18 protein-coding genes and 2 pseudogenes are annotated in these 23,009 nt (G+C 55.5%); 10 read left to right on the plus strand and 10 right to left on the minus strand.

Going from position 1 to position 23,009, the window contains the following annotated elements; translation table 11 throughout:
* The first annotated feature begins 35 nt into the window (after positions 1-35).
* The 10 genes and pseudogenes from B5495_RS05025 to B5495_RS05070 all read left to right on the plus strand — a co-directional run.
* The gene (locus B5495_RS05025; protein WP_079551838.1) at positions 36-1,100 is read left to right on the plus strand and encodes an ABC transporter substrate-binding protein; all 1,065 of its coding nucleotides are present in this window, start codon (positions 36-38) and stop codon (positions 1,098-1,100) included.
* 63 nt (positions 1,101-1,163) lie between these two features.
* Positions 1,164-2,528 (plus strand): glutamine synthetase family protein, encoded by a 1,365-nt coding sequence (locus B5495_RS05030; RefSeq protein ID WP_079551839.1) that lies wholly within the window; start codon positions 1,164-1,166, stop codon positions 2,526-2,528.
* 17 nt (positions 2,529-2,545) lie between these two features.
* Positions 2,546-3,361 (plus strand): hypothetical protein, encoded by an 816-nt coding sequence (locus B5495_RS05035; protein ID WP_154045222.1) that lies wholly within the window; start codon positions 2,546-2,548, stop codon positions 3,359-3,361.
* Positions 3,358-4,284 (plus strand): LysR family transcriptional regulator, encoded by a 927-nt coding sequence (locus tag B5495_RS05040; RefSeq protein ID WP_079551842.1) that lies wholly within the window; start codon positions 3,358-3,360, stop codon positions 4,282-4,284. The genes B5495_RS05035 and B5495_RS05040 overlap by 4 nt, the downstream gene beginning before the upstream one ends.
* 153 nt (positions 4,285-4,437) lie before the next feature.
* Positions 4,438-5,784 carry an omega-aminotransferase AptA gene (gene aptA / locus B5495_RS05045; protein WP_172824593.1) on the plus strand — a complete coding sequence of 449 codons (1,347 nt, stop codon included), beginning with the start codon at positions 4,438-4,440 and terminating at the stop codon, positions 5,782-5,784.
* Between the two features lie 24 nt (positions 5,785-5,808).
* A complete protein-coding gene (locus tag B5495_RS05050; protein WP_079551846.1) occupies positions 5,809-7,305 on the plus strand; it encodes a CoA-acylating methylmalonate-semialdehyde dehydrogenase in 1,497 nt (498 codons plus the stop codon).
* A gap of 518 nt (positions 7,306-7,823) precedes the next feature.
* A complete protein-coding gene (locus B5495_RS05055; protein ID WP_079551848.1) occupies positions 7,824-9,113 on the plus strand; it encodes an NAD(P)/FAD-dependent oxidoreductase in 1,290 nt (429 codons plus the stop codon).
* Between the two features lie 147 nt (positions 9,114-9,260).
* Positions 9,261-10,535: a Na+/H+ antiporter NhaC family protein gene (locus tag B5495_RS05060; RefSeq protein WP_231897231.1), complete on the plus strand. Its 1,275-nt coding sequence runs from the start codon at positions 9,261-9,263 to the stop codon at positions 10,533-10,535.
* A gap of 37 nt (positions 10,536-10,572) precedes the next feature.
* Entirely contained in the window at positions 10,573-11,979 is a 1,407-nt protein-coding gene (locus B5495_RS05065) for an NAD(P)/FAD-dependent oxidoreductase (protein WP_079551851.1), read from the plus strand.
* A 105-nt stretch (positions 11,980-12,084) separates the two neighbouring features.
* Positions 12,085-13,128: pseudogene (locus tag B5495_RS05070) on the plus strand (IS3 family transposase); the annotation flags it as partial.
* 68 nt (positions 13,129-13,196) lie between these two features.
* Here the strand turns inward: B5495_RS05070 and B5495_RS05075 are convergent.
* The 10 genes and pseudogenes from B5495_RS05075 to B5495_RS05120 form a co-directional block, all read right to left on the minus strand.
* Positions 13,197-13,748, minus strand: coding sequence for a cupin domain-containing protein (locus B5495_RS05075; protein ID WP_079551853.1), 552 nt, complete (start codon positions 13,746-13,748; stop codon positions 13,197-13,199).
* Between the two features lie 12 nt (positions 13,749-13,760).
* Complete coding sequence (locus B5495_RS15005; RefSeq protein WP_079551855.1) at positions 13,761-13,883, minus strand: hypothetical protein; 123 nt, start codon at positions 13,881-13,883, stop codon at positions 13,761-13,763.
* Between the two features lie 573 nt (positions 13,884-14,456).
* A complete protein-coding gene (locus B5495_RS05085; RefSeq protein ID WP_172824526.1) occupies positions 14,457-15,104 on the minus strand; it encodes a DDE-type integrase/transposase/recombinase in 648 nt (215 codons plus the stop codon).
* Positions 15,105-15,156: 52 nt separating this feature from the next.
* Positions 15,157-16,578: a group II intron reverse transcriptase/maturase gene (gene ltrA / locus B5495_RS05090; RefSeq protein ID WP_231897217.1), complete on the minus strand. Its 1,422-nt coding sequence runs from the start codon at positions 16,576-16,578 to the stop codon at positions 15,157-15,159.
* 383 nt (positions 16,579-16,961) lie between these two features.
* Positions 16,962-17,405 (minus strand): helix-turn-helix domain-containing protein, encoded by a 444-nt coding sequence (locus tag B5495_RS05095; RefSeq protein WP_154045225.1) that lies wholly within the window; start codon positions 17,403-17,405, stop codon positions 16,962-16,964.
* 5 nt (positions 17,406-17,410) lie between these two features.
* Positions 17,411-17,917, minus strand: coding sequence for a hypothetical protein (locus tag B5495_RS05100; protein WP_154045226.1), 507 nt, complete (start codon positions 17,915-17,917; stop codon positions 17,411-17,413).
* 76 nt (positions 17,918-17,993) lie between these two features.
* Positions 17,994-18,766 (minus strand): annotated as a pseudogene (locus B5495_RS05105) (DDE-type integrase/transposase/recombinase); the annotation flags it as partial.
* Positions 18,767-18,913: 147 nt separating this feature from the next.
* On the minus strand, positions 18,914-20,212 hold the full coding sequence (gabT, locus tag B5495_RS05110; protein ID WP_079551862.1) for a 4-aminobutyrate--2-oxoglutarate transaminase: 1,299 nt from the start codon (positions 20,210-20,212) through the stop codon (positions 18,914-18,916).
* Positions 20,213-20,236: 24 nt separating this feature from the next.
* Positions 20,237-21,730 carry an NAD-dependent succinate-semialdehyde dehydrogenase gene (locus B5495_RS05115; protein WP_079551864.1) on the minus strand — a complete coding sequence of 498 codons (1,494 nt, stop codon included), beginning with the start codon at positions 21,728-21,730 and terminating at the stop codon, positions 20,237-20,239.
* 51 nt (positions 21,731-21,781) lie between these two features.
* Positions 21,782-23,005, minus strand: a complete 1,224-nt coding sequence (locus tag B5495_RS05120) for a CaiB/BaiF CoA transferase family protein (protein ID WP_154045227.1) — start codon at positions 23,003-23,005, stop codon at positions 21,782-21,784.
* Positions 23,006-23,009 lie beyond the last annotated feature (4 nt).

Consider the following 23,009-nt stretch of genomic DNA (forward strand, 5'->3'; position numbering starts at 1 on the left):
CATTTCTTCCCACGGGGAAACGAGGAGAGTCCGACATGACAAAAAACAAGACCACACTGGCCCTCTCCCTGGGCGGCCTGTTGCTCGCAGGCAACGTCCAGGCTCAGGAATCCAAACTCTACCTATTCAACTGGACCGAATACATGGATCCGGAGATCATCACGGCATTCGAAGAAAAATACGACGTTGACGTGGTGCAGAATTACTTCAACTCTAACCCGGAAATGTTTGCCAAGCTCAACGCCGGCGGGGCCTCCCAGTATGACATTATCGTGCCCTCTAACTACTTTGTCCCCCGCTTGATTGAGACGGGCCTGGTGCAGAAGCTCACAAAGTCGAAGCTCGAGAATCTGGGCAACGTCATGGAGCAGTTCCGGGACCCCTCTTACGATCCCGGTGGCGAGTACAGCGCGGCCTATCAGTGGGGCACCACGGGTATCGTCTACAACGCCGAAACCCTCCCGGACGCGCCCAAGAGCTGGTCGGTACTCTTCGATTCCGAGGTCAATCCCGACCATCCCTTCAGCATGATGAGTGACGGCCAGGTCATCATGGGAGGCGCCTGCGCCTACCTGGGTCACGGCTATGACTGCACCGGTATGGAGGCCTGGAAGGAGGCAGCCCGGCTGCTGATCGACACCAAGAACCGCAACACCTTCAGCGGTTTTACCGAGGGCACCCCGACCCTACAGCAGCTGGCTCGAGGTGTGACGCACGTGGGGCTTTCCTATAACGGCGATTACCTGTTCTACAAGGAAGAAAACCCAGACTCGTTCAAGAACCTCGAGTTCATGATTCCCGACGAGGGCGCCGAGAAGTGGGTAGACGTCATGATGATCCCTGCCAAGGCGCCCAACCCTGATATGGCCCACAAGTTTATCAACTTCATCCTGGATGCCGAGGTAGGTGCCCAGCTTTCCAACTACAACTACTATGCTAGTCCCAACATCGCCGCTGAACCCTACCTTGACGAGGTGGTGACCCAGCCGCCGGTCAGTCCCAGTAAGGCAGACATGGCTCGCCTGCGCTTCACGCCGTCCCTGGAGGGCGATCAGCTGCAAACCTTTCAGCAGCTGTGGGCCGAGGTAAAGTCGCGGTGAGAGAAGGAGGCCCCGGCAGCGCACCGGATGCATTAAAAAAGCAAGTAAATCAAGGAAGCACTCATGAGCAATCAACAAGAACAGCCGTTCCTTAACGACTGGTTTCAGACTCACGGCATTACCGAGGTGGAGAGTCTAGTTTCTGACCTGACCGGTATCCTCAAAGGCAAGATCATGCCCGCCGGCAAGTATCTGGGCGACGGTCGTCCGCGGCTGCCGGATTCAATCTTCATCCAGACCGTCACCGGTGGCTTTCCTGACGATGAGGACGTTCAGTTCTGGAATTCCGCTGAGCGGGATATGGAGCTGGTGCCAGATCTCGATGCTATTTTCCTGGTGCCCTGGGCCAAGGATCCCACAGCGCAGATCATCCATGACTGCTTCTACCTGACCGGCGAACCGGTGGAGCTTGCTCCGCGTTACGTGCTCAAGCGCATACTGGCACTGTACGAAGCCCGTGGCTGGACGCCGGTAGTGGCGCCAGAGGTCGAGTTCTATCTGGTCAAGACCAACATTGACTCGGACTACCCGCTGGAACCACCGGTGGGACGAAATGGCCGTCAGGAAACCAGTCGCCAAGCGTTCTCCATCGATGCGGTCAATGAGTTCGACCCGCTGTTCGAAGAGATGTACGACTACTGCGACGCCATGGGTCTCGACTTGGATACGCTGATTCATGAAGAGGGCGCCGGCCAGATGGAAGTCAACTTCCAGCACGGCGATCCGCTGCAGCTGGCCGACCAGGTGGTAATGTTCAAGCGCACCCTGCGCGAAACGGCCCTGCGCCACGGCATGTACGCCACCTTCATGGCCAAGCCCATGGCCGATCAGCCGGGAAGCTCCATGCACATTCACCAGAGCCTGCTGGACAGCCAGGGCTGCAACCTGTTCAGCAATGAGCAGGGCGAGCCCAGCCGGCTTTTTCTGCACTTCATAGCCGGCCTGCAACGCTATCTGCCAGCGGCCATGCCGCTGCTGGCGCCCAACATCAACTCCTATCGACGCTTCGTGCGCACCGAGACCAGCGGATCGGCGCCAGTCAACGTGGAGTGGGGCATGGACAACCGCACCGTGGGTCTGCGGGTGCCGGTTTCATCGCCCCGTGCCTTGCGCGTGGAAAACCGCCTCGGTGGGGCCGACGCCAATCCCTACTTGGTAATGGCAGCATCGCTGGCCTGCGGCTATCTGGGCATGCTCAACCAGCTTGAAGCCAGACCGGCCATGGTCGGCTCGGCTTGGGCCAGTGGCAGCAAGCTGCCGAACGATATCGGCCGCGCTCTGGACATGATGGAAGAGTGCCAGCCACTGGCCGAAATTCTTGGCGAGCACTTCACCCACAGCTTTCTGGCCGCCAAGCGTGCTGAGCATCGTGAATACTTCCAAGTGATCAGTTCATGGGAGCGCGAGCATCTGCTGTTGCGAGTGTAGTCCAGCATGTGTTTTGTATGGCTTCACTGACGATTATCCTTGATCCTGCCCAGCTTGCAGTGGACACCTCATTAACAACGTACATTGATGAGGTGATCCCATGGCAAAGCAACTGGACAACTACGCTGACAGAAGGGGCTACAACATCAGGAACCAAAGGTCGACGTTGCCATTCCTTGCGTCTGCGACATACACTGCCAAAATCTCACAGGCACACCGATATGCCCTATCATTCCACTGCTATGCTCGTCGCTTCGGATCCGCTTTATGCGGATATGCAGCTGTGCATGGCTATAAGTCGACAGCGTAATTCTCGCGAAGAAATGGCTAGCGTGCTCAGGGATATCAAGCTCGTTTTCATGTGGTTTTTCTGTAGCGCTGAATACTTCCGGACAGCACTCTTCAATACCCTGAGTGAGACTTTTATCAGTGGTGCTACCACTGGAGAGATCGCTCAGGACGATGATAGACGCATCTGCTTCGGTGCCATAGGCCTTGACTGCCGCCACCTCACTGGCTCTTGCGCGCTGCCCGAAAATGCGAGGGGTTTCGACTTGTTGGGTGCCCAACAGATGGGCAGCAGTCTGTTCGATGACTGCCGCAATCGCGAGCGTGGCTGGGTGTTGGAGATACACGCTCTGTTGGTTGACGAAGAGTGTGGCCGCCTAGTGGGTTTACAGGCGCTGAAGATGGTTACGTGCGTCAGCGGAGTCGGTTCGCCCCACCAGAATTTCTCTACTTTCAAAGGTCTAGCCAATCAATGGCGCCACTTCCGTGTGTCGCGGATCCCTGCCTTCCCGGACGGCATGTCGATTCGACGAAAATGCCTATGACTGAGCGTCAGCCTACTTCTCTCGGTCAAGTTAGCGACTTCGATATACGTCTGCTGCGGGTGTTTAAGGCGGTAGTGGAGTGCGGTGGTTTCACTGCCGCCGAGACAGCGCTTGGTATCAGCCGTTCAGCGATCAGCATGCACATGGGCGACCTAGAGAAGCGTCTTGGTCTGCGGCTGTGCCAACGTGGGCGCGGTGGATTCTCGCTGACCGAGGAGGGGCGTGAGGTGTTCGAGGCCGGGTTGACCTTGCTGACTTCGCTCGAGACCTTTCGTACTGAGGTCAATGGCCTGCATCACACCCTGCGAGGGGAACTCAATATAGGCATTACCGATAATTTGATCAATAAGCCTGAAATGCGCATCACTCGCGCCCTGGCAGACCTTAGAACTGAAGGGGCGGGAGTGCGCATTAATATTCATATGGAACCTTCGGACGTGATCGCTCAGGGGGTGCTGGATGCGCGGCTGCATGTCGGGGTGGTGCCCCAAGTTAACCTGCTAGCCAACCTCGATACACAGCCCCTGTATGATGAGCGTTCACTGCTTTATTGCGCCGATACGCATCCTCTCCACGCAGTCTCCGACGCCTCGTTATCTGCAGGCTGCCTGGCTGAATATGACGCGGTCATTCCCGGTTATCCTCTGCCTAAAGCCGCCCGTGATGCCCACGCTTTGCTTAACGGGACGGCCACCGCTTCAGATAGGGAAGGAGCTGCCTTTCTGATCCTCACGGGCTGTTACCTGGGCTATCTGCCAGATCATCTTGCAGAGCCCTGGGTTGCTGCTGGACGTCTCAAGCCACTAGCTATACCTAGCTGCCATTATCTAACCTCTTTTGTGGTCATTACTCGCCGTGATCGGCGTTTCCACCGCGTGCTCGAGGCATTTCTTAACGCACTGGGGCGTCAGCTCGCGACCTGAGTGTGCTGTTTAAACGGTTGCGTCAGCATTTTCTGACGTAAACGTTATTAAAACGACATTTTCCTTTCGTGAAAGCGAGGCCATGCTGGAACTCATCCATGACAAGCAAGATAGGAGTTCCAAGTTATGCTGCAGACACAGCAGTTAAATGAAATGGCGTTCCAAGAAAAACGCACATCTGCTGCTAAACCGTCGACGATGCTCAATCATCATTTTTGGATGCCGTTCAGTAGTAACCGCGACTTTCATGCCCACCCGAGAATGATCACTGGAGCCGAAGGTCGCTATTTTATCGACGACCAAGGGCGCAAGCTATTTGACTCGTTGTCGGGACTTTGGTGCTCTGGTGCTGGTCACAATCGAAGCGAGATCCAGCAAGCCGTGGCCGCTCAGCTCGGCAGCTTGGATTATGCACCAAGTTTCCAGGTCGGCCATCCACTGGCCTTCCAGTTAGCGGAGAAGGTTGCGAGCCTCACCCCGACGGGACTCGACCATGTCTTCTTTACCGATTCCGGCTCGGAAGCCGCGGATACTTCAATAAAGATGGCTAAGGCCTACTGGCGGCTCAGAGGAAAACCCGAGAAGACTCGAATGATCGGCCGCGCTAAGGCTTATCATGGCGTTAATATTGGCGGTACTAGTCTTGGTGGCATTGGTGGCAACCGTAAGCACTATGGCCAGCTGATGGACGTTACACACCTGCCTCATACCCTCCAGCCGCAGCTGGCGTTTACCCAAGGCCAGGCCGAGACAGGCGCGGCGCTTGCTGATGCCCTGCTTGATCAGATCGCGCTGCACGACGCTTCAAATATTGCCGCGGTGATCGTGGAGCCAATGTCCGGCTCGGCCGGCGTTCTCGTGCCGCCCAAGGGATATCTTGAACGACTCCGTGAAATATGCGATGCCCACGATATCTTGCTCATCTTCGATGAAGTGATTACCGCGTTTGGCCGCTGTGGCGCGAACACTGGTGCCGAGGCCTTTGGCGTTACGCCGGATATTATGAACGTCGCTAAACAGATGACCAATGGGACGGTGCCAATGGGTGCGGTGATCGCCTCGAATGAAATCTTCGACACATTCATGCACGCCAGTGGGCCCAGCCATGCCGTCGAGTTTTCTCACGGTTATACCTACAGTGGCAATCCGGTGGCCTGTGCTGCTGGGCTGGCGGCACTCGACCTGTTTGAGCGTGAAGATTTTCCTGCCCAGGTGCGTGCATTAGCTCCTACCTTCGAAGAGAAGTTGCATGCGCTTAAGGGGCGACAGCATGTCGTCGATATTCGTAACTACGGCTTAGCTGGAGCCATCCAATTGGCACCTCGCGATGGCGACCCGACGATCCGCCCTCGAGATGCCCACTTGGCGCTGTGGGATGCCGGTTTCTATGTACGTTTCGGAGGCGACAGCCTACAGTTTGCTCCTCCGTTTTCATCGACGCCCGAAGAGATTGAACGGCTGTTCGACGCCGTCGCCACGACTCTTGATCGATTGAACTGATTCAAGACCACACAGGAGAAAATAATGGAACAGATTACCCACTTGATTGGCGGAGAGCGCCTTACCAGTCACCGCACTCTCGAGGTGGCCAATCCGGCGACTGGTCAGACGACTCGTCAATTATCCTGTGCCGATAGCACTACTGTGGAACAGGCCGTTGCAGCCGCTAAGGCCGCTTTTCCGGCTTGGCGCGATAAGCCACCGGCCAAACGCGCCCAGGTAATGTTTCGCTTTAAGCAGCTGCTCGAAACGCATGCCGAGCACCTAGTTCAGCTGATCAGTGAAGAACATGGTAAGACTGTGGAAGACGCCATGGGGGAACTCAAGCGCGGCATCGAGAATGTTGAGTATGCTTGTGGTGTGCCGGAGCTGATCAAGGGCGAATATTCTCACAATGTGGGACCCAATATCGATGCGTGGTCCAACTTCCAGCCGCTGGGAGTGGTTGTCGGTATCACTCCGTTCAATTTCCCGGCCATGGTACCTTTATGGATGTATCCTATGGCGATCGCCTGTGGTAATACCTTCATCTTGAAGCCTTCGGAGAAGGATCCTACCTCGACACTGGCGATCGCCGAGCTGTTGGAAGAGGCCGGCCTCCCCAAGGGTGTGATTAACGTAGTACATGGCGATCGCGAGGCAGTGGAAGCGTTGGTCGATGCGCCCGACGTCAAGGCGATCTCCTTTGTCGGCTCCACCCCCATTGCCGAGAGCCTCTATGCGCGCGGCTGCGCCAATGGCAAGCGAGTGCAGGCACTGGGTGGTGCTAAGAACCACGCTGTGGTGCTGCCAGATGCTGATATTGATAACGCTGCTAACACTCTGATGGGAGCCGCCTACGGCAGCGCTGGCGAGCGCTGTATGGCAATTTCGGTGGCAGTATGCGTGGGCGATGAGACCGCCGATCGGCTGATTGAGGCCATGCAGCCGAAGATTGCTGAATTGAAGATCGGTCCTGGCACTGACAAAGGCCTGGATATGGGGCCGCTTGTTACTAGCGAACATCGAGAGAAGATCGCGGGTTATATCGAGGAAGGGGTGCGCGCCGGTGCTGACTTGCTTTCCGATGGACGCGGTCTGAGCGTGCCCGGCCATGAAGAAGGTTTTTTCATCGGTGGCTCCCTGTTCGATCGGGTGACGCCGGAGATGAGCATCTATCAAGAGGAAATTTTTGGCCCAGTACTCTGTGTGGTGCGCGTTAACAGCTTGGATGAGGCTATTGCCCTAACCAATGCTCATGAATACGGCAACGGCACTTGTCTGTTCACTCGCGACGGCGAGGCGGCACGGCGTTTCGCTGACCAGATTGAAGTTGGAATGGTCGGCATCAACGTACCGTTGCCCGTACCAGTGGCCTACCACAGCTTCGGCGGCTGGAAGCGCTCGTTTTTTGGTGATTTGCACGCCTATGGTCCGGATGCGGTGCGGTTCTATACGCGGCGTAAAGCGATCTCCCAGCGTTGGGCGGCACCGTTCGAGAAGGCACACGCCGAGTTTAACTTCCCTTCCGGCGGCAGTTGATCAACACGATGCACTCAATGGGCGCTTTATGGCGCCCGTTGAGTGCAGTGCTGATTTCCATATTTAATAAGATGCTTGGCCGCAGATACTGAGTGCAACACCTAAAATCTTAATTAAGGTATTGTCCCTATGTCCTACGCCGAACTTAGCACCGAAGAACGCGTCACTAATTTTGGTCATTCGTGCTCAAGATGCGAGCCTCCGACAAGTTCTCCGCGTCTTGAACCGATCTCCTTACCCTGTCTCGTGCTCGCCGTTACATGGCTGCCCTTTAACGAACTCTAGTGTGATAATACATTGCAAACCAACACTGCGAAGTGTCGTATTCAGCCAGCTCCACGGGCAGATAGCCATGAGAGAATAACCTTTATTTATAGGTCTCTTCGACGTTCCATGTGGATCATGTCAGATATCAACAAGAAAAACAGGTGCTGTCGTTACCTCTCGTCACGCTTTTTAATATCAGCCTCATGCACTAATTACACCTATTCAATCAGTCCTATGAGCATGGAGACTTTATGCCTCAGCAACGCTGCGCCTCTTACTATACCGCCTCGCTTACTGAGGATTCTGCCTACCCCAGGCTAGAAGGCGATCACCGCGTCGATGTCGCCATCATCGGGGGCGGCTTTACCGGTGTTGCAACCGCCGTTGAGCTCGCCGAACGCGGCTACCGCGTGGCTATCATTGAGGCCGAAAAGATCGGATGGGGAGCCAGTGGCCGCAATGGCGGTCAGGTCACCGGCAGCCTCTCTGGACAAGAGGCCATGACCAAGCAAATGCGCAATATTGTAGGAGGCCAGGCAGAAGAGTTTGTTTGGAACATGCGCTGGAAGGGGCATCAAATCATCAAGCAGCGCGTTGAAAAATACGCGATCAATTGCGATCTTAAGCACGGCCACCTGCAAGCTGCCTATAAGCCAAGCCACATCAAAGAATTACGTCAGGACTTTGATCAATCGCAGCAACGTGCGATTGGCGAGCACCTGCACTGGTTGGGTGCTGACAAGGTACGCCAAGTAGTCGGTACCGAGCTCTACCACGGTGCTATTCGCAACGACTACAATATGCATTTACACCCACTTAACCTTTGTCTTGGTGAAGCTCGCGCCGCCGCAGGGCTAGGTGCGCTGATCTTCGAGAACTCGCCGATCATCGATATCGAGCACGGCGACACGCCAACGGTGGCTGGAACGCATGGCCGCGTCACAGCGAACAGCGTAATTCTGGCCGGCAACGCTTATCACCGGCTGGAGCGCAAACGTCTGAGTGGCATGCTTTTTCCGGCGGCACTTGGCATTGTCACTACTGAACCACTGGAGCATGACACCGCCATGGCCATTAATCCGGATGACTTGGCCGTTTACGACACCCGCTTTATCCTTGATTACTACCGAATGACTGCTGATAAGCGCCTGCTATTCGGTGGTGGCGCCAACTACTCAGGACGGAACTCGGACGACATTGGAAATGAAATTCGCCCACGCCTTGAGCACACCTTTCCGCAGCTAAAGGGTGTGAAGCTGGACTTTCAGTGGCAAGGGATGGCGGGAATCGTCATTAATCGAATTCCACAGCTTGGGAAGATTTCTGACAACGTATATTACGCTCAAGGCTACTCGGGTCACGGCATCGCCACATCACATATTGTCGGCGAGATCATGGCCAATGCCGTCAGCGGCAGCCTCGAAAAATTTGATACGTTCTCAAAAATAAAACACATCCGTATTCCGCTTAATGACCGACTGGGAAATGTACTCCTTGCGTCGGGCATGTGGTATTACAGCCTACTAGAAAAACTACGCTAATTACTAACCAACTTATATAACCCCACCCAAAAATCATAATAACAACGTTTAAGGTGATATATGGATACAAATAGTTCGCTGGTTCTACTTCCTACGGCAATGGTCTTGATACTCGCGCTTTGGACACGACGCGCCCTTGAACCGCTAGTGTTTGGTGCCTTTGTCGGCACCCTGATGATCGATCCCGGAAACGCTCTCAGCAGCATCACAGAAACCCTGATGACTGTGATGACAGACGAAGATGTTGCCTGGGTCATCATGGTTTGCGGCTTGATGGGCAGTATCATTGCCCTACTGCTCAAGTCAGGATCATCGCGTGCCTTTGCCAGTAGCATGATGCGCTTCACAACCAGCAAGCCTCGCGCATTAATGGGCTGCTGGTTCATGGGCATTATCCTATTTGTGGATGATTACTTGAATTCTTTGGCTGTCGGAACGTCTATGCGTCAAGTCACCGATCGCTTCAAGACCTCGCGCGAGATGCTTGCCTACGTTATTGACTCCACGGCGGCCCCCATCAGCGTATTAATCCCAATTTCAACCTGGGCCGTATTCTTTGGTGCGCTGATGGAGAAGAATGGTGTTGCCGAAACCGGGCAGGGCGTATTCACTTATATCAAGGCCATACCCTTCATGTTTTATCCTTGGGTCGCCGTCATTATGGTCCCCTTGTTTATCTGGATTATCCCTTCCTTTGGTCCCATGAAGAAGGCCGAACAGCGTGCCGAAAAGACCGGTCAGTGCATTCCTCCAGGTGCAGAGCATATCGACCAAGAAATCGGCCATCTTGAAGACGGCGCCCGGACAAATGGCACACTCTGGACCTTTCTCCTGCCAATGGCCTCGCTGGCGTTCTTCACCTGGTGGTTTGACTTCGACTTCCTGATGGGTATTTTTGTGACGCTGGGCGGTATGATCGTCGGCTTTATCGGTCTGAAAAAACTGTCTGCCAAGCAGACCTTTGATAACATACTGAGCGGTTTTAAATCGATGCTCGATGCCTTGGCGGTACTGGTGGCAGCCTTTGTCTTTAACGAGGTCAATACTGCTCTGGGGCTTGCCGACTACGTGATCCTCACCGCTCAGCCACTGATTAGCGCCGAGATGCTACCCTTTATCATCTTCACCATCATGGGTTTTGTCTCCTTTGCGACCGGCTCGAACTGGGGCGTATTTGTCATCATCCTGCCGATTGTTACTGTGCTTGGGCACAACCTTGATGCCAACATGACTCTTGTAGTTGGCGCCACGCTTTCGGCGAGCACCTTCGGCAGCCATGCCTGCTTCTATTCTGATGCCACAGTACTCACCGCCCAAGCCAGCGGCTGCACCCCTTTCCAGCACGCCTTCACTCAGCTGCCCTACGCGGCGCTAGCGGGCTGTATTGCTGCTGCGGGATACCTGGTACTAGGACATATGTAATCAACTTTTTGAAACCGACTGTGTGGAAGATCCCTTTATGCAATATGACCAGCTGAGCAACTACTGGGTCTCCACCATTGCCGAGCGACAGGAGGATCGTCCTCGGCTGGTGGGTAACACTCAGGCCGATGTAGTCATTATCGGTGCTGGATTCACCGGGCTATGGACGGCCTACTATCTGAAAACGCTGTCACCGACGCTGGACGTCAAGGTCATTGAAGCTGAACGCGTCGGTCATGGCGCGTCAGGCCGCAATGGCGGCTGGGTCATAGGTAGCTTGGCGGGTCTGGAGCGCCACGTCAGCTCACTGCCAATGGCTCAGCGGCAAGAATGCTGTCAGATACTCGCCGACAACGTTGATGAGATTGGCCGGGTACTAGCACACGAAGGTATTAGCGCCGACTTCAACAAAGGTGGCGCAATCTATGCCGCAGCGCGTTACCCAGGCCAGATCGCCATTCAGCGAGACTATCTTCGCCACTTACATACGCTTGGTTATGACGAAGAAAGCTGCTATTGGCTAAATAGCGAACAGCTGGCTGAAAAGGCCAGCTTTCGCAACGGCTACGGCGGCATCTATCATCGCGATGTGGCCACACTGAATCCTGCCAGACTGCTGACTGGCCTGGCACAGGCCGTCGAGCAGGCAGGTGTGACAATCCTCGAGCGCAGCCGGGTAAACACCATTGAAAGACATCGAGTGGATACTCCCGAAGGTAGCGTTCAGGCAGCCATGATTGTGTGTGCTACAGAAGGCTATACCGAGGGGCTTCACTCCCTAAAACGACATATTATTCCCGTACAGAGTCTGGTAGTCGCTACCGCGCCGCTGTCAGAAGCGACATGGAAAGAGATCGGCATGACCGAGCGTCCAGCCTTCGCCGACGCCAGCCGTCTCGTCAACTACGGTCACCGCACGGCAGACGGCCGTTTTGTCTTCGGCGCTCGCGGGGCCTATGCCTTCGGCGCCAAGTCGAAACATACGCTGGGCATTAGCCAAGCCGATATACAAATGCGCCGCAAGCTGTTGGAAGACCTATTTCCTGCTTTCAGAGACGTTGAAATCAGTTACGGCTGGGGCGGCTCGCTGGGGCTGTCACGCAACTTTCGCCCGCATGCCATTGTTGACCGACAACGTGGCATAGCCACCGCCGGCGGTTATGCCGGCGAAGGGGTCGCTGCATCACATCTGTTTGGCAGAACTCTCGCCGAACTGATCCTCAAACGAGAGTCAGCGCTGACGCATATGCCTTGGGTCTTCGCCAGTGCCGCTCAACAGCCACTAAAACGCTGGGAGCCTGAGCCACTACGCTGGCTTGCCGCTCAAACCATCAGCCTCAGCTACGTCGCAGAAGACGTACTGATGCAAAAAAGGCGATCGGTACCATTTCTCAAACCAACGCTGACGAAAATAAACGATCTTTTTGCTTCAATCATTGAGTAGAGTGAAGAAGGAGGTACTCGATACTCTGCTTGAATCGCCCCTGATTTCGTAGACGCCTGAAGGCCTTATAATAGAGGCACCCAGGAGGTCATTATGAGTCGCTAGCGATATACCGAAGAATTCAAAATCGAAGCCATCAGGCAAGTCACTGAGCAAGGCCACTCCGTCGCCGGGGTTGCCGCCCGACTCGATATTTCAGGTCATAGCCTGTACCGGTGGATTAAACGTTACTCGAAGCCTGCCGGCCAGCGCGAGCAGGATGACACACTAAAAACCGAAAATCGTCGTTTGAAAGCCGAGCTAAAACGGGTAACCGAAAAGCGAAATATATTAAAAAAGGCCACCGCATACTGCGCAAGGGAGTCCGACTGAAGTATGCGTTTATCGATGGTCGATGCGGACGAATATCTGGTGCGACGCCTTTGCAGCATGATGGCTGTGCACCCTAGCGGCTCGTCGCAAGATCTTGTCAGACCGGGCTCGAGAGGATAAGCGCTTAATTGGGGCTGATTAAGCATGCTTGGCTCGAGAGCGGTGGTATGTACGGCTATTGCAAGGTTCACCAGGGTCTGCGGGAGGCCGGTGAAGCCTGTGGAAAGCACCGCGCAGCCCGGTTGATGCTATACTAACAAACCAGCTATCGACGGCGCCTTGGCCGCTATGGGGGTAAACCCGCGGTGGTGTCACCCAATCATTTGAATCGTCAATTCGATGTGACTGCGCCCAATATTGCGTGGGTTACTGACATTACATATATCCGTACCTACGAGGGCTGGCTTTATTTATCGGTGGTCATCGACTTGTTCTCTCGCCAGGTTGTTGGCTGGTCGATGAAACCGCGCTATGACCACTGACTTGGCATTGGATGCCTTGCTTGCTGAGGTTTGGCGCCGCAAGCCCCAAGAATGCGGCACGGTGCATTCAGACCAGGACAGCCAGTTCAGCAGCGGAGAGTGGCAAAGCTTTTTCCAGCTGCTTAAGCGGGAGCGAATAAAGCAGCACGTCTATGCGACACAGGAAGCTGCCAGAAGCGATGTATTTGATTATATCGAGATGTTCTACAACCCAAGGCGTCGTCATGGCACGAGTGATAACCTGTCACCTGTCGAATATGAACGACGCTACTTCCAAAGCCTGTCGCGTATCTAGAATAGCGGGGGCGATTCAAGCGATCGTGCAGGAACGTTGGGTGGTATCGCAGACCGGCGTTAGGACGCTCAGAATGCCCGAGCCGGGGTCGTGCAGCTGACCAGCCGACAGGGGGTATCGCCGACGTTGCGGAAACGATGAGGGATATTGGTGTCGAAGTAGTAGGCCTCGCCGGCCCCTAGTACCCGAGTCTCGGCACCAATGGTAATCTCGATCTTACCTTCTAGAACCACACCGGCTTCCTCGCCCTGATGAGTGATCATTTCACGGCCGGTGTCGGTGCTGGCAGGATAGGTTTCGATCATAAAGGAGAGGGCTCTATCGCGACGGTCAGCGCCTACTAGCTTAAAGATGACATCACCAGAGCCCATATTGGCAAGCTCGTCGGGCGAGTAGAAGACCCGGTGACCGTTCTGCAGCTCTAGGGTAAAGAAGTCACCCACGCTTATCGGAATGGCGTCGAGGATTTTCTTCAACGAACTCACAGAGGGGCTGACCTTGCCTTGTTCGATCAACGATAAGCTGGAATGGGTGACCCCGCAGCGCTTGGCCAACCCTCGTTGGGACATCCCCTTCAGGGAGCGCAGGGCCCGTAGTCGCGTGCCGAGGTCATCTGACATCTGGTTCTCCTTTCATCGGTGCGAGCTTATTTCAACACAGTGCGTTGAGTTTACTTTCAGTAATGCGTTGACTTGCTGGGGACTGACGGTGTTCCTGAGAGCTTTCATCACTTGCCCTACAAAAACACCAAGCATCTTGCCGCGCTCGGTATCACAGTACTGTGGCTACTAGGGTGCAGCTATCCGCGATCGACTTGGCCAATCATTGACTCGGTGGTGCCGCTGTAGACGACCTGCTTAGGTGGCTTGGCTATTGATGTCTGGTCCACCACCCCAGCATTAGCTCGATGAGACCGGGGTATACTAAAGTGGCAACTTGGTTACGCGCGCTGGCAAACTCGTTTTGCTCCAGTTGGCAGCCAGCTTAGCGTCGCCGCAGAACTCATGGAATCGGCCAAAGCATTCCGCTAAGGCACGGGTCACTGAGAGCCCCCGCGCATTTTATGTCTGGCAGTAGCTAAATGACATTATTAGTACAACGAGATCCCTCGGGTGTCTATTACGTTATATCATTGGGTAGCTGCAGATCCTGAGTATAACACGGACATGGGCGGTTGATGACGCTTCATAACATTTTGCCATCATTTCAACGGAATGATTGAGGTGTGGGATCCCGTGTGATTAACCACCCGTTTGGTAAATAACTCAGGCAGCCTGCTCTGCCACTCCTTCCGGTAGTTTTCAACCCAGTTGTCCAAATAGCCACGTTTAAGCGGCCAGTTTATTGAGCTCTATTTCCTGTTGCTTGCCAGGATTGAGCGATACCGATCCGGTGGCCTCCCAGCGTCGGATATCGCCCGACCAGCGCCCGGGATTCAGGCGCTTGGCACGTTCATATACGGCTTTTCGGTGGGCCAGGCGCTGGGTATCCACGCCTCGATGCCGGTCGGCGGGCGTAACGAAGTTGATGCCGCTGTGAAGGTGCTGTTTGTTATAGGCGTGCTCGAACGTCAACATCCATTTACGCACGGCGGCCAGCGATGCAAAGCCCTTTGTGGGCCACGCCGGGCAGTATTTGACGGTGCGGAACAGCGCCTCTGAATAAGGATTATCGTTGCTCACCCGGGGGCGGCTGTGGGACATCAGCATACCCAGTTCCGCCAGCCTAGCGCGCAGAGTGTACGAGGTCATCGGCGCACCGTTATCCGAGTGCAAAATTGGTGGCGTGTGCCAGCAGCTTTCACGCAATAGAGCGCGCTCCACCAGTTGCTTCGCCAAGTCGCCGGACTCGTTGTCATACACGTCCCAGGCAATGATCTTGCGACTGTAGACGTCCATGATCAGGTAAAGGTACCAGTGCTCGCCACGGACTACAGAGGGGCAGTAGCTGAGGTGAGTAGACCAAGGGAGTCGCACCCTCAGTCTCTCGCAGAACGGTGCGTGAACCTCTCGGCTCACACCGCTCCCATCAAGCAAACGCACCCGACATCCCTTGCGACCAGTGTGCGAACAGTTTTGGTCTCGCTTGTGCCAGTCGCTCCAGTGTGGCCACCGCTTTCTTCTTCCGTCCTCGAAGATGCTTGTACTTCCGCATAGCCCACCTGACCAGTCGCTTATTTACATAACGCGATACACGGTACATTAATGACCGGTAATAGCGTCCATAGTAATTCCACCAACCGTGCAGGTAGGGGTTGATAAAGCTCGCAATATCCATGATGGATAGACTTGTACGCTGCCCTATCCGCCACTCGCGTACCTTTTGAATAACATCCTTGAGAGAAGATCGACTGATGCCCGGGGAAAATCCCATAAAGAGATTCCCTGACCGGCTTTTCACGATGCGCTTCTCGAACGTATAACCAAGGAAGTCAAAAGACGTATGCATATGGCGTTGAGTTCTACGGTGATCCTGGCAGTAAACAATCTTGGTTTTCTCTGGGTGCAGCTCCAGCCCACAAGCCTTGAACCGTTCACGCAGTCGGTCTAGCAGGAAATTCGCCTGCTTTTGTGTGCTGCAGTGAAGCAGTCCATCGTCAGCATACCGACACCATTCAATGGTCGGAAAATGCTGACTCATCCAGTAATCAAAGGCGTAGTGCAGAAAAAGGTTTGCCAGAACGGGGCTGATCACCCCGCCTTGTGGCGTTCCCTTATCACGCGTCGCCATTTGACCACCAGCGTGGATCATTGGGGCCTTCAACCATCGTCGGATATAAAGCCTGACCCATGGGTTTGTGGTGTGTCGATCGACCGCTTTCATCAGCAGACGATGCGGAATGTTGTCGAACAGACCACGAATATCAAACTCCAGCACCCATGAGTATCGCCAGCATCGTTTCCGAGTGACTCCAATCGCTTGTATCGCCGATTTCCCCGGGCGATACCCGTACGAGTCTGGCAGAAAATGTGGCTCTACTTGGGGTTCAAACTGAAGTTTGACGGCCATCTGGGCAATCCTGTCTGACACAGTCGGAATGCCCAGTATTCGTTCGCCTCCTGATTTCTTGGGAATGGAGACGGCTCGAACAGGAGGTGGCATATAGCTACCCGACGACATTCGGTTCCAGATCTTGTAAAGATTGTTGCTGCGATCACGATCAAAATCCTTCAGAGATTGCCGATCGACACCGGCAGCCCCCGCATTGGCTTTGACCCGCTTGTACGCTTCAACGATTAGCCATTTATCAATGTCGTATGGTTTTGCCTGATGCCGACCCTCCTCCTGCTTTCGCAGTTGAGATCGGCTTTCAGGCGGCTTGATGCTGCCCCTTCGCTCCACCTCCATTACAGAGGCTTCATCACTACTACGAGCAGCTCCGTCCCAGTATCGTGCCTCGGTACTCTCGGCCTTATGGTGGTCGCCATTTGTGCCTTCTCCCTTGAACATCACGATGACTGGTTCCCGCAGTTCCCAGCAAGAGCCTGATATTGAGTCGCGCCCACTTTATGCCGGACACCACTTGCGCAGCATTCGGAATACGCCCACAAGCTTATCCCGAGGATGGGACACGCCCTCGGTTTTGATGTCACATATGGTTTTCGACACGTCTTCATGGGTTCGCTTTCGCTCGCCTCTCAATATCACACCTGACTGCATCAACTGTGCAGCCTTTTAACCCAACGCTCACCACAAACACTCTTAATGCATGCAGCTTGGGCTGGTTTGAAGCCTGCTTCCGACAGCCGACTTCGGTGGGCCCTACCACCATCTCTTGCTGAGCTTATGGCTCAGTCGAATATCTGCCTCCTTGCAGCCATTCTCCATTGCCTCTACGGCACACTGTCCCAACTCCACACCTGGTTCGGGCCCGAGGCGGTAAAACTGGTCGGCTCAGCGAGCTTTCGGGCCGGTTTCATGCGGCCTCGGTGGTTTAGCTGTTGGTGCTTTTTCAGCACCCGATAAAACGACGATTCCGAGGCCAAATAACGGCCTTGGTCTGCCAGTCGCGGGACTATTTGCGACGGTGGCAAGCTCCGGTATTCCGTTTGGCAGCAAGTGGTTAGAATCGCCTCTTCTTCCGCTTGAGTCAGCTGATGGGCCTGCACAACCCGCACGGCCTGTGAGCGCTGATCCGTGGTCACATCGCCATTGGCCTGCCGCCAGCGTTTTAACGTGCGCTGGCTTAGCCCCATCAGTTCTGCCGCCTTGTAGCGAGCGGCGCCACCAGCTACCGCTTCATCAACGTCTTGTAGCAGCCTTGTACGTTCGCTCAACGGCGTCAGTTGTCCTCGTTGTCCGGGTCTTCGCCGTACAAGGCTTCGAGCTTTTTTGACAGCACCAGTAACGAGGTCGTCTCCGCCAAGGCCCGGTCTTTACGGCGAACCTCCGACGTCAGCTTCTTGATCGTCTGGCGGTCTTCTTTACGCTGTTTTTGGGCCGTTTTTTCCTGATCTTCGTGCCGATCGGCGCCTTGGAGGCAGGCGTCTTTCCAGCGCTGCACCTGCTCAGGATATACGCCCTTTTCCCGGCAATAGGCGCCAAGCTCGGTCTCCGACAGGGGAGCTGTTTCAATCACCACGGCCAGCTTGGCATCAGCCGACCATTCGTCTCCGGTCTTACGCTTGCCTGGCACAGGCACTCCTTGTTGTCGGCATGTTTTCAGCCAACCATACAGGGTTGCGTTCGCTATGCCTTCCTCGGCGGCGACCGACGCCACACTACGGTTTTCTGGCGGTAATAGTTTCTTCAGCACCGCGGCTTTACGTTCCTTGGAATAACGTGGCATGAACCATCCTATGCCGCCCATTCTGATGTTAATTTAGGCGAAATCGCCAGCTGGACAACTAGGCTGACAGAGGGGGCTTCATTGCAGCTAGCGGCGCTTGATGGTGCAGCGCCTCCTGCAGAATATGATAATTGTACAGCCAAGCATAGCGGTTGAATGTCTGTTCCAGGAAATATAGCGACGAATCGCCAGCACGTTGCTGATACGGCCATTGAAGCGTTCCACCATGCCGTTCGTCTGAGGGCGTCCCGGCTTGATCAAGCGGTGCTAAATGCCATGGGCATGGCACTCTTGGCCAAATAGATGGCGACCGTTGGGCTTACGCTCACCCGCCCGCGTGAAGCGGTCGGTGAATGATTTGCCGTTATCCGTCAGCACCATCTGGATCTTGAAGGGAGCTTTCGCCTTCACCCGCTTCATGAACGCCCGTGCATCCTGCGCGGACTGACTACGCCTGACGTCCAGATAGACCCAGCGCGTAGCACGGTTGATGGCAACGTACAGGTAGTGCTTCTGCTTCTCGTCGGGCATCTGAGGCAGATGTTTGATGTCGATGTGCACGTAGCTTGGTTCGTAGTCCTTGCAGGGCTTGTGCCGAGGCTTTTCACCCTCTCCGGCGTCCTTCCGAGCCAGTTCTGCCAGCGTCGGCACTTTGCGCCGCTTGAGCATACGGTGCAGGCCTGAGCGCGACAGCCGAGGATTCAGAAACTCGCGCGCCATGACGAGGAGGTCATCCAGGATGAGCCGAGGAAGTTGGCGAAAAGCGATCAGCACCTCCTCCTGTTCGGGCGTGAGCGTGGCCAGTAGGTTGTGACGCGCGTGCGACCGGTCATGGACATCGCCTCGATATGTAGTGGGCACGTGTTTTCTTTATGGGAGGCGTTTGCCTTGCCATGTGGCACCTCATCAGTGTACTTCGTTCATATAGAGGTGCCACAGCTACTGGGCAAGAGCAGCTCGTCTAGCAACAAAAGCCAAGCGGAGCTTTGCAGGTACTCAATTTGTAGCAGTCGCCTCTACCTTGACTAACTCTTCAAGGCTATTCTCGATGATATCCAGCCCTTCCTCCAGCACTTCATCGCTGACGGTAATCGGTACCAGGATACGGATCGAATTTCCCCAGAACCCGCAGGAGAGCAAAATCAAGCCTTTCTCCTTAGCTTTGGCACACAGCGCCGCTGCTAATTTAGGATCCGGTGTGCGCGATGCTTTGTCGGTGACCAGCTCGAAGGCGGCCATGGCGCCCAGGTGACGCGTATTATCGACGGCATCGAATTGCCCCTGCCAGGTCTCAAAGCGCTGAGAGAGCTTGTTGCCTAGCGCCTCACTCTTTTCCAATAGGTTGTCTTCCTCAATGACGTCGATCACTGCCAGAGCCGCGGCACAGGATAAGGGGTTGCCGCTGTAGGTACCGCCCAATGAGCTGGGCCCGGCGGCATCCATCACCGTTGCGCTACCGACCACTGCAGACAGCGGCATGCCGTTTGCCAGGCTCTTGGCCATGGTCATGATGTCCGCCTGCACGTCGGTATGCTCCAACGCAAAAAACTTGCCCGTACGCGCGAAACCGGACTGCACTTCATCGACGATCAGCAGAATGCCGTGTTCGTCGCATAACGCGCGCAGGGCCTTGAGAAACGCAGGGGACGCTGCATAGAAGCCCCCTTCGCCCTGTACCGGCTCGATAACGATAGCGGCGGTACGGCTTGGGGCAAGATCAGTTTTAAACACTTTCTTCAGCCCATTTAGCGCGTCTTCATCGCTAATGCCATGGTAGGCATTGGGGAAGGGTGCGCGGAACACATCCCCTGGCATCGGGCCAAAGTCATTTTTGTAAGGCAGCACCTTACCGGTCATCGCCAACGTCATAAAAGTGCGGCCATGGAAGCTGCCGTCAAAGCAGATCACGCCGCTGCGCCCGGTGGCGACTCGGGCGATCTTGACGGCGTTTTCCAACGCTTCGGCGCCAGCGTTGACCAGCATCGCCTTGGCGTCGTTCTTGACCGGTGACAGATGACACAGCTTCTCGGCAAGCTGTACATAAGGCGCATAAGGCATCACCGTCTGGCAGGTGTGCATCAATTTATCGAGCTGGGCTTTGACGGCCTCAACCACTTTGGGGTGACGATGGCCCAGGTTGAGCACGCCGATGCCCCCAGCGAAATCGATGAAGCGCTCGCCATCCGCATCCCATAGTTCTGCATTTTCTGCGTGGTCGGCGAATTGCGTCGACGCGCTGGCGGCACCGTTGGCCACGTAGCGATTCTTGAGTTCGTTGAGCTGTGCGTTATTCATGATGTTCTCCTAAGAACAGGATCGTTAAAGACCACCGATACAGACGTATTTAAGCTCCGTGTATTCTTCCAACCCGTACCGTGAACCCTCACGCCCCAGGCCGGACTCCTTGACCCCACCGAAAGGGGCAAGCTCTGTGGACAGAAGCCCTTCATTGACCGACACCATGCCGTATTCCAGGCTTTCCGAGACATGCCAGATACGCCGGTAATCCCGGGCGTAGAAGTAGGCCGCCAGGCCAGATTCCGTGGCATTGGCTGAGGCAACGGCCTCCTCGTCGGTGGTAAAGCGAAACACCGGGGCCAAGGGGCCGAACGTTTCGTCGTGCGCTACCTGCATGCTCTCGTCTACGTCCGCGATCACCGTGGGCTCGAAGAAGGTGCCCCCAAGAGCGTGGGGTTTACCCCCGCAAACCAGGCGGCCACCTTTATCCAGGGCATCGTTGATATGCGTCTGGACTTTTTCCACCGCCGCTTGATTGATCAATGGCCCCTGGACGACGCCGTCTTCCAGCCCATTGCCCACCTTGAGCGCCTTGACCCGCGCCGCCAGCTTGTCGAGGAAGGCATCATAGACGCCGTCTTGCACCAGAAAGCGATTGGTGCACACGCAGGTCTGGCCGGAATTACGGTATTTGGAGACCAGTGCTCCCTCCACCGCCGCGTCCAGGTCCGCATCGTCAAAAACGATAAAGGGGGCGTTACCGCCGAGCTCCATGGAGGCCTTCTTGACGGTATCGGCACACTGGGATAACAATTTCTTGCCCACGGCAGTAGAGCCGGTGAAGGAGATCTTGCGTACCCGGGGGTCGGTGCTCAGCACTTTGCCGACGTCGGCGCCCTGTGAGGCGGTAATCACATTGAGCACCCCGGCAGGCAGCCCGGCGTCCTCGGCGAGTTTGGCGAGTGCCAGGGCAGTGAGAGGCGTGGCCTCTGCCGGCTTGATTACCACGCTGCAACCTACCGCCAGTGCCGGCGCACACTTGCGGGTAATCATCGCCAGAGGGAAATTCCAGGGAGTAATCGCCGTCACAACGCCGATAGGCTCGCGGAATACCAAAATGCGCTTATCGACCCCGTGGCCGGGCAAGGTTTCTCCGGCAACCCGTTTGGCTTCTTCGGCGTAATATTCGACAAAACTGGCGCCGTAGGCGACCTCACCCCGGGACTCTGCCAAGGGTTTGCCCTGCTCCAGCGTCATCAGCTGCGCGAGTTCTTCCTGATGCGCCATAATCGCGTCAAACCAGCGACGCAGCAGGCTGGAGCGCTCCTTGGCGGTCTTTTTACGCCATGCCGGGAAAGCCTGATCTGCCGCGGCAATCGCTTCTCGAGCTTCCTCGGCGCCCATATCCGGCACCTGAGCCAGCGCTTCACCATTGGCCGGGTTGGTCACGGCAAAGGTATGCGTTCCTCTGTGCCACTGGCCATTGATATAGGCTTTGGGTATGACGAGATCAGCCAGGCTTTCCGGCAGCGTAGACGCGCCTGGAGATGTTAGGTTTGTTATCGAGTGTGACATGAATAGTGTGTCTCCCAAGGCCCGCCTAAGGGCAAAAAAAATGATAAAGCATCAGATGATACCTTGTTGCTTCAATATGGCGATTTGTTGTGCATCGAGTTGTAGCATTTCTTCAAGAATCTGATGCGTGTGCTGGCCCAGGCCGGGTGGGGGTATATCGGCATTCAAGGCAATATCATTGAAGCGAATCGGGTTGGAAACCAAGTTCACCTGTCCGGCTTGAGGGTGAGGCAAGGTTTGCTTGAGTTGGCGCGCCTTGACATGGGGATCATCGAAAACCCGGTCCAAGGTGTTGATCGGCCCGCTGGGGACACCTACGGCTTCCAGCGCCGCCAGCCAATGCGCGGTGTCATGACGTAAGAAGGCAGCCTGAAGGGTAGGTATCAGGTGTTCGCGGTTAGCCACTCGTGCGCCATTACTGACAAAGCGCGGATCGTGAGGTAGCGCACTCAGTTCGAGTACTGTGCAGCAGCGCTGGAACTGGTCGTCGTTACCTACAGCAAGGATCATGTGGCCATCTGCTGTAGCGAACGCTTGATAAGGCACAATATTGGGGTGTGCGTTGCCCAAGCGTTGCGGTACCTGATGAGAGGTCAGGTAGTTCAATGCCTGATTGGCAAGTACCCCGACTTGAACATCCATCAGCGCCATGTCGATATGCGTACCGCTATTGCTGCGTTCGCGTTGAAACAGGGCCGCGAGAATCGCATTGGCGGCATACAGGCCGGTAAAGATGTCTGCCGTCGCCACACCGGTTTTCATCGGGCCGCCTCCGGGAGTATCGTCCGACTGACCGGTCAGGCTCATGATGCCGCCCATGGCTTGAATCATGAAGTCGTAGCCGGCACGGTGAGAGTATGGACTTTGTTGCCCGAAGCCCGTGATCGAACAGTAGATCAAACGCGGGTTTTCGGTCTTGAGACTAAGGTAATCCAGTCCGTATTTCGCCAGTCCGTCGACCTTGAAATTTTCCAGCAAGACGTCGGACTGAGCCACCAGCTGTTTGATTAGCTGTTGGCCTTCGGGTTTGGCCATGTCTACCGTAACCGAGCGCTTGCCGCGATTGGCAGAGAGGTAATATGCAGACTCCCTAGTGCCCGGGAGCCACGGTGGCCCCCAGTGGCGAGTATCATCGCCGCTGCCGGGGCGCTCAACCTTGATCACGTCGGCGCCCATGTCAGCCAACAACTGGCCACACCAAGGACCGGCCAGCACCCGAGAAAGATCGAGCACCTTGACCCCGGCTAGCGGCTTGGGTATAGAGGTATCGTTCATAGAC

The sequence above is a fragment of the Vreelandella subglaciescola genome (assembly GCF_900142895.1).
Classification (GTDB): Bacteria; Pseudomonadota; Gammaproteobacteria; order Pseudomonadales; family Halomonadaceae; genus Vreelandella; species Vreelandella subglaciescola.